Genomic DNA, 17232 nt, shown 5'->3' with positions numbered 1-17232 from the left:
GAAGAAAAAGAAATCTAATCTTTTCAACACCTAATTTAATCTCTTAAACTTATTCCTTTTTCATGGATTCACTTTGCATCTGTTATAATCTTGTTGATCATAATTTTTCTGAAATCCCGCTCTTACCAGAAGCATATGTAGTACCAATAACTAATGGGCATCTTGGTTATGTAGAAAAACAAGCAATCCCCGAAACTTTAGAAAGCTACAATATAGAATTTCGGGACACTCCTCATGAGCAATTGTTAGAGATATGTTCTCATCTAAAAATCAAAACATTAGAACAACAATTTATGCCTGTAAAAAGGAGGAAAAGTTTACGTTTCTCAGATGTATTAAAAGATCCAAAAATAAAAGAAGTTGTACTTGATTATATAAATAAAAAATTATCTGTTTTCTATTCCTTGGTTGTTACACATCAATATGCAATAACCAGTAATGCTCAAAGAAAAGATCCTTTCGAAAATCATAAATTATCGATTGGTAAAACGATACTCAAACCTATACTCGAATTCACTAAGACAGATGAAGGTATTGAATATGCTTTTTCTCTAAAAAATAAAGACACACTCATTATTCCTAAAAATAATGATATTAGCATACTACTTAATGAGCCTTCCTGGATTATTGTAGATAAATACCTATATCAAATTGAAAACCTAAACGCTAATAAATTAAAACCCTTTTTTGATAAAGAAAAAATTACCATTGCCCATAAACATATCAAAATTTACCTGGAAAAAGTAATCATCCCAATAATCAAAAATATAGATGTTATAACTCATGGTTTTGATATCATTACACATAAAAACATGGCATCTTATGGGATAGAAATCATCCAGGATTTTATCCAGAATACTTATGTGATTAAGGTCATTTTTGAATACAATACTATTCTTTTTGATTATAATAGTGCAAAAACTACGGTTTCTAATGTGCGTCTAGAAAATGATGATCAAATTCAGATTATTCAAACCAAACGTGATCCAAAAGCCGAACAAGAAATCATTGGTCTACTCACATCCAAAGGGCTGCAGGTAAATAATAACCTACTATTAGAAACTAAAGCTTCTGATGATCCTTTTGAAATCCTGAATTGGCTAAAATCGAACAAAGCCCAATTAGAAGCTGATGGATTTGAGATAAAACTACCTCTATTGGATGATAGGACAGTTAATATTGCTCCATATACCATTGAAATCGGCAGTCAACAAAAGAATGATTGGTTTGATATTAAAGGAGTTGTTACCATTGGAGATCAGGAAATTCCTTTTTCAAAATTTATACCATATATCAAGCAAAATAATCGTTTTTTTCCAATTGATGAAGATCAGGTTTTTATTATCCCTAACGAATGGATGACGCGATATAAAAAACTTGTAGATTTTGGTCAGATACAAGATAAAAGTATACGTATCACCAAAAGTAATTACATCTTGTTAAAGGAGATTATTCCGCCAGAAGAAATTAGTATAGAAGATGCTACCAGTCATCATTATAAACCATCAGCAAAACTTAAAGCAACATTGCGTCCTTATCAGGAAGAAGGAGTGCAATGGTTGGTCAATCATCATTACAACAAATTAGGTGCATGCTTAGCAGATGATATGGGATTAGGAAAAACTTTGCAAACTATTGCAATGTTGGTATATGCAAAAGAACAGCTAGAACCTATAGATGAAAAGGTTGAGAAAATTCGATTAGAATTGTTTAGTGATCCTCTAGAGGTAAAGACCTATCTCAAAGCTTTGATCGTACTCCCCTCTTCTCTGGTATTTAATTGGGCACAGGAGATATTAAATTTTGCCCCCCACCTCAATATCGTTAAATACACAGGTTCTGATCGTAAAAAAATCACTCCATATCTAGAGACTTACGATATTATTCTTACCACCTATACTACGGTATCAAAAGATATCACTGCCTTAGAAAAAGTTAATTTTACCTATCTGATCACAGACGAGAGCCAGCAGATCAAAAACAAAGAGTCTAAAATATTTCAGGCGATAAACAATATACATACTACTCATAAGATTTCTCTGAGTGGTACACCGATAGAAAACTCATTATCCGATCTTTGGTCTCAGATGGAATTTATTAACCCAGGAATGTTAGGTAGTTATCCTTTTTTTAAGGATCGCTTTAAAATTCCGATAGAAAAACACCAGGATCAAGAATGTATCAAAGAGTTAAAAGCATTAATAGATCCTTTTATATTAAGAAGAACCAAAGAACAGGTTGCCAAAGATCTTCCCGAATTGTCAGAACAAACTATATACACAGAAATGCTTTCTGAACAGGGAAAGCAATACGAATCTCAGAAATCTGCAGCCAGAAATCTACTGTTGGGTATCGATCCAACTTCGACAAATAAGATCCATATTCTTAATACACTCACCAAACTTCGCCAGATTGTAAATCATCCTAAACTTGTAGATGATAAAACAAAAGATCAATCAGGAAAATTTCAGGATGTTACGCATTACCTAAGCACACTCGTCAAAGCCAATAAAAAAGTACTTGTGTTCAGTTCTTTTGTTTCTCATCTTGATCTGTATCAAGAATGGTGTACGACAAATAATATTTCCTATCTAACGTTAACTGGGCAAACCAAGAGTACTAATCGAGAAGCTATTGTAAATGAGTTTCAACAAAATGATGATATCAATTTGTTCTTTATTTCGTTAAAAGCGGGAGGTGTTGGATTAAATCTTACCAAAGCATCTTATGTAGTATTATTAGATCCGTGGTGGAACCCGTTTATTGAAAAGCAAGCGATTGCCAGAGCACATCGTATAGGACAAACCAATAATGTAATGGTCACCCGATTTATTACTAAAAATACGATCGAAGAAAAAATACTGCAATTACAAGAAAAGAAAAAAGGTTTATCTGATGAGATTATCGATATTAATGCCATCCCCCAGTATATAGAACAAAACCTGGACGAGTTATTAACGTAATATCTTTATAGTTATTTTGGCGTTCGAGGCAGGCTATTCGCTATATCTTTTTATTATTATTTCGAAAAGTTATTCGAGAAATAATAATAAAAAGGATACCGCTTCTATCCCTAACGCATTCAAGGTCATCGATAAGACCTCACAGGTTTGTGAAACCCGTGAGGTCTATAAAAACTAACCCCATATTTCAAAAAGAAATCATAATCACCCTCTTAATCACAACAATTTATTTTAAATTGTTCCTTTTGTATATTCAAAACTCAATTTTAATTTATAGTAACTTTTCACATTATCACACATGAAATATCTATACACAGTCCTTTTTGTATTTATAAGCACGACTATTTTTGCTCAAAACACCTATTTACAATGCGGAAAACTAATCGACACCAAAGCAGGCAAAGTACATACCGAAAAAACGATTGTCATCTCTGGAAATAAAATTATTAAAGTCGAAAATGGTTTTATTACCGGTAAAAAAAACGATATCACTATTGACCTTAAAAATAAAACTGTTCTGCCTGGCTTGATCGATATGCACGTACATCTAGAAGGCGAAACAAATCCAAAGGCATATTTACAAAAATATACAGATAGCGAAGCAGATGTCGCTTTTAATTCGGTTCAGTTTGCTAAAACGACACTAATGGCAGGCTTTACTACCGTGCGAGATTTAGGAGGAAGCGGAGTAAACATTTCGCTTAAAAAAGCAATTAAAAGCGGACGCATAAAAGGCCCTAGAGTATTTACAGCGGGCAAATCTCTGGCTACAACTGGTGGACATGCAGATCCTACTAACGGTAGTAAAAGATCATTAATTGGTGACCCTGGCCCAAAAGAAGGTGTAGTAAATAGTATCGAAGATGCAAAAAAAGCAGTACGACAACGCTATAAAAATGGTGCAGATCTTATCAAAATTACAGCTACAGGCGGCGTATTAAGTGTAGCAAAAAGTAGTTCTAACCCTCAGTTTACTGTAGAAGAAATTAAGGCGATATGCGAGACTGCAAAAGATTATGGATTTCATGTTGCCGCACATGCACATGGTGATGAAGGAATGCAACGTGCTATTCTGGGAGGTGTAAAAACTATTGAGCATGGTACATTAATGAGTGAAAAAACTATGGATTTAATGAAACAGCATAATGCTTATCTGGTCCCTACTATTACTGCCGGAAAAGAAGTTACCGAAAAAGCAGCTATCGATGATTACTATCCTGCTATTATTGTTCCTAAAGCGCTAGAGATTGGGCCAAAAATCCAAAATACATTTAAAAAAGCATATGATCGTGGTGTAGGTATCGCATTTGGTACTGATGCAGGAGTATTTAAACACGGACAAAACGGAAAAGAGTTTGGTTTTATGGTCGAAGCAGGTATGCCTGCAATGGCTGCCTTACAAAGTGCAACGACCACCAACGCCAAAATCCTGAATATGCAAGATCAGATCGGGCAAATTACTCCTGGCTATTTAGCCGACATTGTAGCCGTAAATGATGATCCGACTCAAAAAATAAGCACTATGGAGAATGTAGTGTTTGTAATGAAAGATGGAAAAATATATAAGAAGTAGTATGTAATGAAAAAAATCATTGGTTCTATAGTAATACTTGGGACTCTGGTACTATTAACCAGTTTCTTTTTTGTTAAGAAATCAGAAACTCAGGTTAAAAAATCCACATTTTTAAGCTACGAGATAAATCCATTGCAACAAGAATTACATTTCTATTGGAAAAATAAGAACGCTACGAATTACAAAAGTTTTCAAAATTTAAAATCAGAACTTGAAAAAGAAAACAAGGAATTGGTTTTCGCAATGAACGGGGGGATGTATAATAAGGACCTATCCCCCCAGGGGCTTTATATTGAAAATGGAAAAACCAAAACCAGGATCGATACATCCCAAAGTGGATATGGTAATTTTTATCTTCAGCCCAATGGGATATTCTATTTGACGAATAAAAACAAACCCGTCATTTGTACCACAAAGATGTTTGTGCGTAATGAGCACATCAAATATGCTACACAATCTGGTCCTATGCTTTTGATTAATGGAAAAATCCATCCTAAATTTAGAAAAGGATCTTCTAATGTTCATATTAGAAACGGAGTAGGAATCTTACCCAATGGAAATTTACTTTTTGCAATCTCTAATGAGAAAACAAACTTTTATGATTTTGCCTCCTATTTTAAGCAAAACGGTTGCAAAAATGCATTATATCTGGATGGTTTTGTATCCAGAGTATATCTACCTTCTAAAAACTGGAATCAATTAGATGGAAACTTTGGAGTAATCATAGGAGAAACTAAAACAAAATAATAGATCTAAGAGGAAAGACATTGTGCTTAATCCATGAATACAAAGTATTAAAATAGTAAAGTTTATCAATAACAAATCGAGGTAGAAGCAGTTTTCTTAATCATAAAAACTATCCCCAAAAATAGATTCGCAAATGTGCTATGAGATATCTTTTGTTTCTCGAAAAACAAATCGTTCTTCTTGATACTCTTTTAATATGAGTACGTAAGGTTAAATTTTTACGCTCTATCCTGTTGGTACAATACCGAAACACTTTATGAATTTCTTTAGGGATCAGTCCCGGATAAATATTTAATCGGTCGGTATAAATGCTCTTAGGATGTAATAGCAATAATTTATCTATCAAAGGCCTGATCGTATCTTTTGTTTTTCTACCTACAAAAAAATCAACAACACTTTTGGTCTCTCTTTCTATAGCATAGGTAATCCAGGTTACATTATCCTTACTGCCAATAAAGCTCCACAGCTCATCGACCTCAAATTTGCAACCTAACCTATTAAAACATGGAACTTTAATTTGATGGCTAATTTTTAGCATCCTGGATAATACTGTGTTTTTTGAAATACCTATAATTCTAGCAATACTCAAAACACCGCAGCTTTCTTTGAGTAAACTTTTAATTAAAGCATCTGTTGTGGTTTGATATGCTTTATAAGAGTATGAGTTTTGAAATGAAGTATGACAATCTTTACAGAAATAGCGTTGTTTACCATTTCTCTTACCTCGCTTTATGCAATTTGATTGGTTACAATTTTTACAATTCATAGCTGCAAATATAACCAAGCACCAATTAGACCCATGTAGCAATACAAAACCCTTATTTAATAGCTTCTAAGCAATGTTAAGTAGTGCAAATAACATAAACAAGCCTCAATAAAGAGGCTTGTTTATGTTATAAATAATTGGTAATCAGTTTTAAAAACATGCTTTTTCTCAAAAGCACCAGTTTGGGACATTACCCATAATTACCTGCATACTCTGTTGTCGATGAACTTCCCTCTGTGGTAATCTTTTTTAATTTTACCCCAGTGGCATCGTAAATATAACATATTATTAAACTAAAGAAGTCACAATCTTTTTATCAATTGTGACTTTTATTTATTACTCTTACCTACCAATATTTGACGCCACTAGCCAAGAGGCATAGCGGGAGCGATTAATTACACGCTAGGAGCAGCAGGGGGGAGACAGGGATATTCTCTATTCGCAAGGTTTACATTTACAATTGACAGTCATACCATAATTGTCTTCAATTAAATATTCTCCAAAGTCTCTGTAATTCTCTAAGTTTTCTAAAACATCATTATTTCCTTTCAATTTTGTTTTTGCAAATGCTATAAATTTATCAAAATCGTCTCCTTTGTCAATGCAGTTTATAGATTTAAAAATCTTTATATTTCCATCTTCTAAATATGCAATATGACTATAAGACATTGACATTATAACTGGTGCAAAGTGGTAGAAGTGGTTTTCTATAAACTTAATACCGTCTCCCTTATCATCAGGTGTTCTCTTATTTATATTAGTTGTATCTGTTAAATCTCGAATTGTATAGCCAATAGTCACACCTTTGTCAGTATTTGAAAAACCAATATCTGTAATTGATTTATATTCAGGAACTGAATTGTTTAATACAGTATTTAACTCTGTCAATACTTTTTCTTTATCGTAAAGATTAGTCTTTTGGGTATTTGCACAACTTAAAAACACTAACAAGCATATAGAAACTAACATTACTTTCATTATATATTTAATTTTTCTTACGATTATCTTTAATTTCTTGATGAACTTGTTTCTGGACTTTATACGCAGGTGGCTCAACACTATAATTGTTTTCTACTCCGTTTCCTCGGTCTATAACTGCTTGAACAGTATTTTGATTTAAATTATGGTCAACTTCGTGTGCAAATGTTCCTGTCATTGTGTTAGACTTAGTTAAACCACTATCCCAAACACTTGTTTTTCCCAATACTCCAAATTTATTCTGAGAATCATTATTAAAATTTGATTCAAAAATTGTTATTGTAGCTTCTGTATAAACTGTATTTCCATTTGAATCAACAAATGTATCGGCTACACCATCAAAACTTTGTGTTGATGAATCCCAATTTAAAGCATTACCATCTGCATCGTGTGGTTGATGTAAACCATTTAAAGATATACCATTTGCTCCAGTATCTGTTTTATTAACAACAAGATTTACTTTTCCTTCGCTATCAGCAACTCCTTTAAATTGATTTTTGGCAGTTTCACTACCAGACTCATTAATACCTGCAACTATCTGTTTTGTGTCAGCGGTAGCATTATCACTTACAGTTAAATTCCCGTTTGCATCTTCAGAATAAGTTATAGCTTTTCCATCTGTACCAGGGACCCATTCTGCTGACCTTCCATCTGGGTCAATATATCCAATTGGGTCATTCATCATTGCATTGTATGGTGAGTAAGTATAAAACTCTTCTGCTAATGGATCAATATTCATCCATCTACCTAAAGAAGCATCATAATTCCTAGCTCCAAAGTCTAACCATGCTAAACTAAGTTCATCTTGTTCTTCTTTATTACCGAAACCATAATTATGATTTCTCCCGCGTAATGTAGTATTATATCCAGAATGAGTCATCCCAAAGGGATAATAATTCTTCTCCTGCACGATCTCACTTTGCGTTATAGCACCATTCTTATCAGCATCTTTGTACGATAACCTAATATTCCCTAAGTGATCTTTAAACTGGTATACATACTTATATCCATCTGCTTCATGTTCTACAATACCTTCTGGATGGTTAAAGAACTCCAGGTCGCCATTCTTATAAACATAATTCCCGGCATACTCTGTTGTTAAAGAACTTCCCTCTGTTGTAATCTTTTTTAATTTTACCCCAGTGGCATCGTAAATATAGGTAATATTTCCATTATGAGAAGCATTATTTACTGTAACTGTTTTAGGCAAGTTTAAATGATTATAGATAATGCTTGTGATCCCTTTGTTTTGATCTATAGTCATATTACCATTGGCATCATAGGTATAATCATCATTGGTATTGGTACCATCTTCAAACCCACTGGCTCCATCGATTTGTTCTTCTACAGTTAAGAGTTTATTCCCTGTATCATAAGTATAGGATAGGTAATCCAATGCCACATTTTCTTTTTTATGTCTTTTTAATGATTTTAGGTTACCGTTCTTATCATAGGTAATCCCAAAAACCCTAAACCAATCCTGCTCACTATTATCCTGACTATTATAATTTGCATCGGTAATTCGGTTTAAAGCATCATAGCTGTATTTGTAATGTCGCTCTACATTATCATTTGCAGTTTTCCAAGTAGTTTCAGAGATATTACCATTAAACAATGCCGTAGCTCCATGTTGTGGTGTATTGTAATTGATTTTAAAAGCAAAAAGCTTGTTTCCAAGAGCTGTATTAGGATCGTTGATCTTAGTAAGCCAACCTCGTACATTATAGGTATAATCCACCTCTTGTAATCCACCTCCTGTTTTCTTACGTTCTAACTGTCCTAATTTATCATACCTATTTTCAACAATAGTTTCAACCCCTTGATCATTGATCTTTTGGGTTTGTATCAACGGTCTACCCATATCATCATACGTAAACGTATCTATGGTAACAATTTCAGCATTATTACCTTTCTTATGTCTAGTAGTAGTTTCTTCTACCTTACCTATAAAATCCAACTTGGTTTCTATAATATCTGTAGTGTTTAGATACTCATTTTTACTTGCGATATATATAGGTCTTGCTTTTTGATCATACCAGGTAACGGTAGTAATCCAATCATTGGTGTCTAGCACTCGCACTTTACTTCCTGTGGGTAGAGATTTTGTATGGTTAAGAACAGTCTCACCATATACGGTACCGGGATTGGTTAGTCCTACAAGATCAAAAGTATAATCATCGTAATAATTGATGGTATACACCTTATAGATACTTGTTGGATATGCATCTTTAGAATAATAAACAGTTGTACCCCCAATAGTAATAGGAGAATCTAGTTTAGACTCATACTGTGGGGTTGTAGCGTCATTTACTCTGTTCTGAATAACTTTTCTGTTACTCCCATTAATAACCGTTCCTGTATACAACACTCTACCAAAGCCATCGTATTTAGTAAACAACCATTGATCCCATGCCTTACCCGTCATTTCTTTTCTTAAACTGGCATCCTGAGTAAGAATAGGTTGGTCTAGTTTATTATACACAATATACTCCCAATCCTTACCAGGGATCTTCTTTTCGATAAGCCTATTACGATTATCGTATTTGTATTGATAGCACAATTCAGATAACTCATTATCTGATACACCGTCATTTGTAGTTACTTTAGGAGGGATTACATAGGTTAAATTCCCAAATCTATCGTATACATAATAGGTATCATGCGCCTCTGGGGTTGCTGAGCTTGTCGAAGCATAGGTTCTTTTTAAGATCACTCTACCTTGTTTATCCTTGTACTCTTTGGTCGTATGGTTATTGCCATCTGTCGCAGTCCAGTTCTCATCTTTGGTGATGGTAACATACAACTGATTGGCAGGGTAAAAACCATCTTGTACTAAGGCTGGGGTTTCTGTATCACCAGGGTTGGCAAAATTTACCTTAAAAGTAACCACTTCATTAGCGATATTGGTATCCCAATTAAATTTAATCGTATGATCTGTGTCACTATCTTTATTAGCCTTCCAATCCTTACCCGGAGCTCCCTGTTCTACTACTCTGTTAAGAGGAGAAGCTTCAAACACACTTTCTGAATAGGCATTAAAATCCTTATGATCTTTTGCTACTCCGATAAAATCATCGGCGTACTTAGTTTCATAATACTGGTTAATATCGTTAACAATATCAACATCTTTATAACTGCCAACGCTAGTATTCGACTCAAAAGGCAGGTATTGTTTGTCTTGCCTGCCATACTCATCATACTCGATGTGGGTTACAATATCTTTACCATCGGGTGAAGCTTTGATCGCTATTTGTTGTTTGGTTCTGCCCAATCCATCAAAGTAAGTAACACTCTCTACCACATCTTTATTATAATGTAGCTCATCTGGTGAGGTCATGGGCTTTTGATACACCCGGGTAAACACATAGTTCTCATTAGAGAGATAAAGCTGGTGAGGAATAAAAATACAGCCTTGTTGGGGGCCTGATTTTTCTGGACATTGATCATTATTATTCAATACATATCCCGCAGGTTGAATACACTGTTGTTTTAAAACATTAGGATCCCCAAAACCATCTCCATCGGTATCTGCATACCAAACCGTATTAGGGTGGATGGCAGCACTACCATCATCACAATCTCCCAGGGGTTTTACCGTTAAACTATAGCCGCTACCTGGATGAGCACATTGGGTTTTGGTCGTACTGGCAAAACCATCACCATCACTATTCTTATACCAAACCGTATTGGGGTGGATAGCTGCATTACTATCATCACAATCCCCCAGTGGTTTTACCGTTAAGCTATAACCAGCTCCCGGATTACTACATTGGGTTTTGGTCGTACTGGCAAAACCATCCCCATCACTATTCTTATACCAAACCGTATTAGGGTGGATAGCAGCATCACTATCATTACAATCTCCCAGAGGTAATTCTTCATAAGTATACTCTGCTCCCGGATTGATGCATTGCACCTTAGAGGTACTGGCAAAACCATCACCATCACTATTCTTATACCAAACGGTTTCGGGGTGGATATTAATGTTATGATCATTACAATCTCCTACCTTTTGTGTATAACCGGTTGGTTGGCTACATTGTCTCTTTACCGCTCCCAAATCAGAGGCCGTTCCCCAGCCATCACTATCACCATCAGGATACCAAACCGTATTAGGGTTTAAACTACTATCGCCATCATGACAATCGGTAACCGGAAGCACACTAAGGGTATATCCTGCTCCCGGGCTGCTACATTGCTTTTTTGTTGCAATCGCAAAACCATCACCATCACTATCCTTATACCATACTGTATTAGGGTGTATGGCACTACTGCCATCATTACAATCACTACTATTGGTTACATATCCAGAGGGTTGTACACTGCGATAGGTGCTTATACCAGGATGACCATATCCATCGCCATCGGCATCTCTATAAAAATGTCGAGGTGCAATATTGGTAATCAGACTGGTACTGTCATCTCTATCACTATTATTGGTTACATAACCAGAAGGGCGTACACTACGATAGGTTACTATATTGGGATTACCCCAACCATCTCCATCCGCATCTCTATAAAAGTTCTTAGGTGGGATATTGGTAATCCATTGATTATTATCATTAATATCTCCGTATTTAGAAACATATCCACTGGGAATGGTAAGCTGGCAGGTTTTGTTGTTATAATCTCCCCAACCATCACCATCGGCATCACGGTAAGAAGTAATACCACAATCTCCCAAAACAGGATCTCCACCCCCAAACTGGGAGAACATCATTGTACTGCTCATCATTAGGACAAGCAAAATTATATACTGTTGTATCTTAGTATTTCTCATTGTTTTCCTTATTTTTTATACCCGTATTTGTTCTCTGAAATCAGCTTTCCGGCATCATCCTTTACATATTCCAATCTATTGAAGGTATCATAGCTATAATGCATAGTATATCCTTTGGGATCGGTAACAGAGCTTACCCCTATCAGTGGGTCATAGGTATAGGAAGTAATCTGTGCATCTGCAAAATAAGGATGTGCCCGAAGCTGAGCCACCAGATCTCGCATGCTTTGCTCTTTTGCGGTAGTATCTTCACTGTTTGAAACCGTTTTTAACTGATCAATCAAACTCGTTACTGCTGCTGGCATACCCGCCGTATAACTGGATTTTACAACCTTGGCAATAGGAAAACTATCCTGATACCCCCAGATATAAATAAGGTGACTCCCCTCTGATTGTTTTACCTCTAAGGGATTCCCTTTGGCATCATAAGAGAGGTATTCGATACGATCTTCCAGGGCCCCTCCTGATTTAGAGGCTTGAATCGTCTTGGGTAAGGTCATACCATTCCAAACCTTATATGTCGTACGTTGTACACTTACTTGTTGACCCCCTACCCAGGTTTCTTGCTGGATAGGCTCTCCTATACGATAACTACTACTCTTTTTAAGAGTACCTATTGCCGTATACTCCTCGGTAGTAAGAGGTGCTCCAAGAGCGGTAGCAGAGGTTACATCATCTGCAAAAAAGCGTTTAGAGGTTATCGTCTCCCCAAAACTATTGGTAGTGGTAGTTGCTATAGGGATGGTTCTCCCCTGATACCCTATATCATAACTATACTGAGTCGTCGTTTTTACATCTCCCGACGGATAATATGTTGTTGTTTCTGTACCAGAGGGTAAATAGCGTTCACTGATGTTATCATATCTTGCATGTTCATTAAGATCTCCAACCTTACCCATCATCAGGTTTTGTGTTCGTAAATCATCGGTAGGGGTATAGATCGTTTTTGTGGCTTCAGCTATGGTAAACTTACTTGTTGATTTCTCATATCGATACTGTTTCTCTTCTAATAACTGCCCTCTACGATGTGAATAATCTGTTGCAGGAACCATCAAATTACCAATACCATCAAATACATTAGTAGCATTAATACTCCCATCTGCACTGTAGCTATAGATGTACTGGGTTTTTCCATTTTCTTGACCCTGATTATATTCGGTAACATTTGTATAATTTACATGAGAACCACCTTGACCATTGAGTGGAAAAATTGAATTTGATCGTAAAACATCCTGGCTACAGTCACTAAAAGGGATCCTACGCGATACAAAAACTGGAGGGTTTAAAGACCTGCCACTGGATACTGTAGCATCATCAAACTTTTGATAGTCATATTTTTTGCTGTTAATCATGGTATTATCATGATCCATAAACTGAATTTCTTTTATTCGTAAGCCTCCAACTATTGCTTCATTGGCCTGGCTTGCATTAATGGCTATTTTTTGAGTAAAAGCAATACTCACAGTATTCCCCGTTTGAAATGGACCATTTTCAATTTTTATAGTATAGCTACCAGCAGATAAACGCTCAATACCAGTCTCATTGGCGGTATTAAAAGTCGTTATAATAGCATCGTCTTTATATAAACGTATCGCCGGACAATCGTTGTTACTGTATTGACAGGAGGTTTCTGCTGCTACACTATAATAGGCATCAGTAGATTCACTAAGGGTAAAGGTGGTAGAAAAAGTAGCCCCGGGTTGTGAAGCGTCGTTATGCAACTGGGCTCCTGGGATTTGTTGGTCTACCATTTTGGTTCCTATAAAAAAATCTTGATTCCCTGATAAGGTATTGGATTCAAAAATAAACTTGCTTTTTCCTCCTGTGGGATAAACAATCTCTTCTAACAATAAAGCCTTGGTATGCAATTCGCTTACGGTTCTATCTGCTCCTGCTACCTCTACAGCAGAAGTATAAGGAACATACACAATACCAGGATATAGTTTAGCATTATTTACTCCATTATAATACCCCCATAAATCCTGTGAAAACGAAAAACGCTCTGGTAATTGATGAGCCTGGTTATAGGTAAAACGATGAACTTTATTATCTGTACTACCTTTTTGTTGGGTGATGGTTTTAAGATAAAGGCGCTTGGTACGCTGATCTGTATCACCATAATTCAATAAATGCTCCATACCTCCAGCAGAAGTAAAATATCCTTGTTCCAATACATATCGATCAATAGTAACATTGTTGCTATCTAACAGTTTGACCCCAGTAAGCGCTTTGTCATTTTTAAGATCTATACGGGTATCATTATATTCTAAAACAATACTGCCTTGAGTAGTAGTGATAGATGATAAATAGGTAGGGGTATACTTATCTTCTGTCAAAGAAACAGGCTCTGCTGCAGTACTGCTACTACACGATGATCCAACTCCTATTAAATTTTTACTTTGCCCCGTTATATTCCAATAGGTAATCTGCTGAGTCCCCTTGGTATAGTTAAAATTAATTTGATTCCCGCGATAATCAGAAATCTGAGTTAAGTACCATCCCGTAGTATGTACACTAATTTTTGAAGGTAAATTAGTTCCTTGCGAAAAAAAACGGGTCTCCTTGATTTCAGCTACCTGTTGAGTAGTTCCCGGAATCTCTCCAAAACTATAGAGCACTCCTTCTGGGGTGGTCACCTGCCATCCTGAAATGGTAATCCCATCCCGAAGCGCCACAATCTTTAAATCACTCTTTTGGTGCATAACGATAGTACCGTTCTGATTAAAAAAGAACTTGCCGGACAACCCGGCGACATTGATATGGTAGACATCTGATTCAAAATCCTGGTTGTCTGATATGGCGGATTGAAATAATTGTGATCGCCCATTGGCATCCTGGGCAAAATAATGATCTATTGTGTTACTGGTATTAATAAAGCCTTCGGTGTGATCATCGGCAATACCGCGAACCTGGCGGGAGATCATACCTCCGCCATGAAGTGACCAGCCCAATCCCACTCGGGAAGCCATCTCACCTACTCTAATCCCTGAAGCATGATAACTCACAGAGACCGAAGCATTCAGTATTCCCTCGGAGATACTGGCCAGTGGAATCGAAATATTAGGAGTACCTGTAAAAAGACTCACAGGCACATCAAGATACTTACCCATAGCGGCTACCTCTGGAGTAGGAGGAGCCAGATCTGGTAACTCCTGACCCGCCATCACAGCACTCAGCATAAAAACAAAGAATAAAAGTTGTTTTTTCATAAAAGTAATTTTTGTAATGATTGAATTGTTCAATTGCTTACCCATAGTAAACTCCTAACCAACTATGAAAACAAACCAGAAACTCTATACTGGTGAAGTCATCTTTAGTAAGCGTCTAAAAACACAGGTAAAGCATTATAAATGAACTTGTTTTTTGTTTTTTTAATCGTATTCCCAATGCAATATTAAAGCATCCCAGTTTCGTTTTTCGGGACTGAGAAAAAAAAATGAAAGTTTTTTTAAAAATAAATTCGAAGGGGTTTTAGGTATCTGGTATCTGATATTTGGTTTGGGTTAACCGTTCTCTTAGCTACCCTATAAAAGGGTTAATAATATTTGTTTTTCGATCTTTTGTATAGAACCCAAAAGTAAAATCAACGGGCTCGGCGTATACAAAACTTTGTACCGTGATGTCATACTCGATAGGAGCGTTTAAACTTTTCATTGTATTAATAATGCGGTACAGTTTGGTTTTTGAGATCCCTAATTTAGAGGACAGTTCTTCTGGTGATCCTGTTGCTTGCAATCGAATAAGTTGATCAATACGTTCTACAAGTTCGATCTGTTTGATAATACTATTCATAATGAGTTGCAGATTAAACCCAGATAATGCATTAGAACTTTGATATAAGTGCTAAAAATGCAAGGAAAGATGTTTTCTAAACATCGACATAACCTCAATATGCTTTTTCTAAAAGCATAATGACATGTCATATTTTGCTATTCGTTCAACACAGCACGTATTTCCTAATACATTATCTAAGGCAAAGTAATGAGAATATTAGTCATTGTTTAATGCAATTATGGGGTAGTTTACATTAGGTACGTAATGGGGCTAAAAAAGGTGTTTTGTTATATACATCCTTTTAGGATATTTGCTATAAATCTGTTTCTTTTGGTATCCTTTGTATTGGGTCATCTTACTATTTTTTTGTTTCCTCAAATGTACGGTTACAACGTAATCAAAAACAAGAAAAGTAAGTCGGTATTTATCAAACACGACTTACTTCATTATGTTTAAAATACTGATTTTAAAACACTTAAATACAAATCGTTTTCAAAATCAATATTTCAGAAAAAACACAAACTTGAAAGGTTTTCGTAATAAAATGAGAAAAAAATGATGCTAATGCATCAAATTTTTAAAAGTCTCATGTTACAATCTTAATTGTAGTTCAGGTAAAATTTATATTTTGAAGTGGGATAAAAATTTTAAGTAGAAAGAATATCAGAAATGCGAAGTAATTCTTTATTAATTTCGTGGCCTTCTTTTAGACCAACATCAAAACTGGTTGCGGTAATTTCATTACTAATAATCCCTACCATTACATTTTTCTCTCCGTCAAGAAGTAATTCTACCGCTTTAACACATAATCGACTGGCTAGTGTTCTATCAAAACATGATGGGGATCCACCGCGTTGCATATGTCCTAAGACAGTGACTCTTACTTCGTAATCTGGTAGGTTTTCTGTTACATAGTCTGCCAATTCATATACATTTTTCCCTGTTTTATCGCCTTCACTTACCACAACTATACTCGACGATTTACCCGATCGTTTACTGCGTTTTAATGACTCTAATAATCGGTCAAGCCCTAAATCTTCTTCGGGAATTAAAATTTCTTCTGCTCCTGCACCTACTCCACTATTTAGAGCAATAAACCCAGCATCACGCCCCATTACCTCAACAAAAAACAATCGATTATGTGAACTGGCTGTATCTCGTATTTTATCTATCGCATTAATCACTGTATTTAAAGCAGTATCATAGCCAATCGTATAGTTTGTCCCTGCAATATCATTATCTATAGTACCGGGAACACCAATAACAGGAATATCATATTCTTCACTAAAAATCTGTCCTCCTCTAAACGTCCCATCGCCACCAATAAGAACCATAGCCTCTACTCCTATTTTTTTAAGCTGATCTGCTGCTGCTTTTCTTCCCTCGGGAGTTTTAAAATCTACAGATCGGGCAGATTTAAGTATTGTTCCTCCTCTACTAATAATATTACGAACGCTTCTGGCATTCATTACGGTATAATCACCTTCTATCATCCCCTGGTATCCTCGATAAAACCCTATGCATTTTACATTATAATAAGCGCATGCTCTCGCAACAGCACGTATTGCTGCATTCATTCCGGGAGCATCTCCTCCCGAAGTCATAACACCAATGGTTCTTATCTCTTTTGCCATAATTAAATATTTAGTAG

9 protein-coding genes are annotated in these 17232 nt (G+C 35.7%); 3 read left to right on the top strand and 6 right to left on the bottom strand.

Features of this window, described 5'->3' with window-relative positions:
- Positions 1–62 precede the first annotated feature (62 nt).
- The 3 genes from NNH57_RS04180 to NNH57_RS04170 all read left to right on the top strand — a co-directional run bounded on the left by NNH57_RS04180 (position 63) and on the right by NNH57_RS04170 (position 5283).
- Positions 63–2963 (top strand): DEAD/DEAH box helicase, encoded by a 2901-nt coding sequence (locus NNH57_RS04180; RefSeq protein WP_108808308.1) that lies wholly within the window; start codon positions 63–65, stop codon positions 2961–2963.
- 298 nt (positions 2964–3261) lie between these two features.
- A complete protein-coding gene (locus tag NNH57_RS04175; RefSeq protein WP_108808307.1) occupies positions 3262–4536 on the top strand; it encodes a metal-dependent hydrolase family protein in 1275 nt (424 codons plus the stop codon).
- Positions 4537–4542: 6 nt separating this feature from the next.
- Positions 4543–5283 (top strand): phosphodiester glycosidase family protein, encoded by a 741-nt coding sequence (locus NNH57_RS04170; protein ID WP_108808305.1) that lies wholly within the window; start codon positions 4543–4545, stop codon positions 5281–5283.
- 109 nt (positions 5284–5392) lie between these two features.
- On the opposite strand, the gene NNH57_RS04165 is transcribed toward NNH57_RS04170, so the two are convergent.
- The 6 genes from NNH57_RS04165 to pfkA all read right to left on the bottom strand — a co-directional run bounded on the left by NNH57_RS04165 (position 5393) and on the right by pfkA (position 17215).
- Positions 5393–6049 (bottom strand): IS1 family transposase, encoded by a 657-nt coding sequence (locus NNH57_RS04165; RefSeq protein ID WP_132065760.1) that lies wholly within the window; start codon positions 6047–6049, stop codon positions 5393–5395.
- Between the two features lie 435 nt (positions 6050–6484).
- On the bottom strand, positions 6485–7027 hold the full coding sequence (locus NNH57_RS04160; RefSeq protein WP_074408544.1) for a hypothetical protein: 543 nt from the start codon (positions 7025–7027) through the stop codon (positions 6485–6487).
- A gap of 7 nt (positions 7028–7034) precedes the next feature.
- Positions 7035–11807, bottom strand: a complete 4773-nt coding sequence (locus NNH57_RS04155) for a DUF6443 domain-containing protein (RefSeq protein ID WP_254504110.1) — start codon at positions 11805–11807, stop codon at positions 7035–7037.
- 8 nt (positions 11808–11815) lie between these two features.
- Complete coding sequence (locus NNH57_RS04150; RefSeq protein ID WP_254504109.1) at positions 11816–15016, bottom strand: RHS repeat domain-containing protein; 3201 nt, start codon at positions 15014–15016, stop codon at positions 11816–11818.
- Between the two features lie 310 nt (positions 15017–15326).
- A complete protein-coding gene (locus NNH57_RS04145; protein ID WP_108808768.1) occupies positions 15327–15599 on the bottom strand; it encodes a DNA-binding protein in 273 nt (90 codons plus the stop codon).
- A gap of 629 nt (positions 15600–16228) precedes the next feature.
- Positions 16229–17215, bottom strand: coding sequence for a 6-phosphofructokinase (pfkA, locus tag NNH57_RS04140; RefSeq protein WP_074410229.1), 987 nt, complete (start codon positions 17213–17215; stop codon positions 16229–16231).
- Positions 17216–17232: the final 17 nt, after the last annotated feature.

Origin of the sequence: Aquimarina spinulae, from assembly GCF_943373825.1 — a bacterium.
Classification (GTDB): Bacteria; Bacteroidota; Bacteroidia; order Flavobacteriales; family Flavobacteriaceae; genus Aquimarina; species Aquimarina spinulae.
The sequence above is the reverse complement of the archived record's forward strand: the minus strand, read 5'-3'. Positions and strand labels throughout refer to the sequence as shown.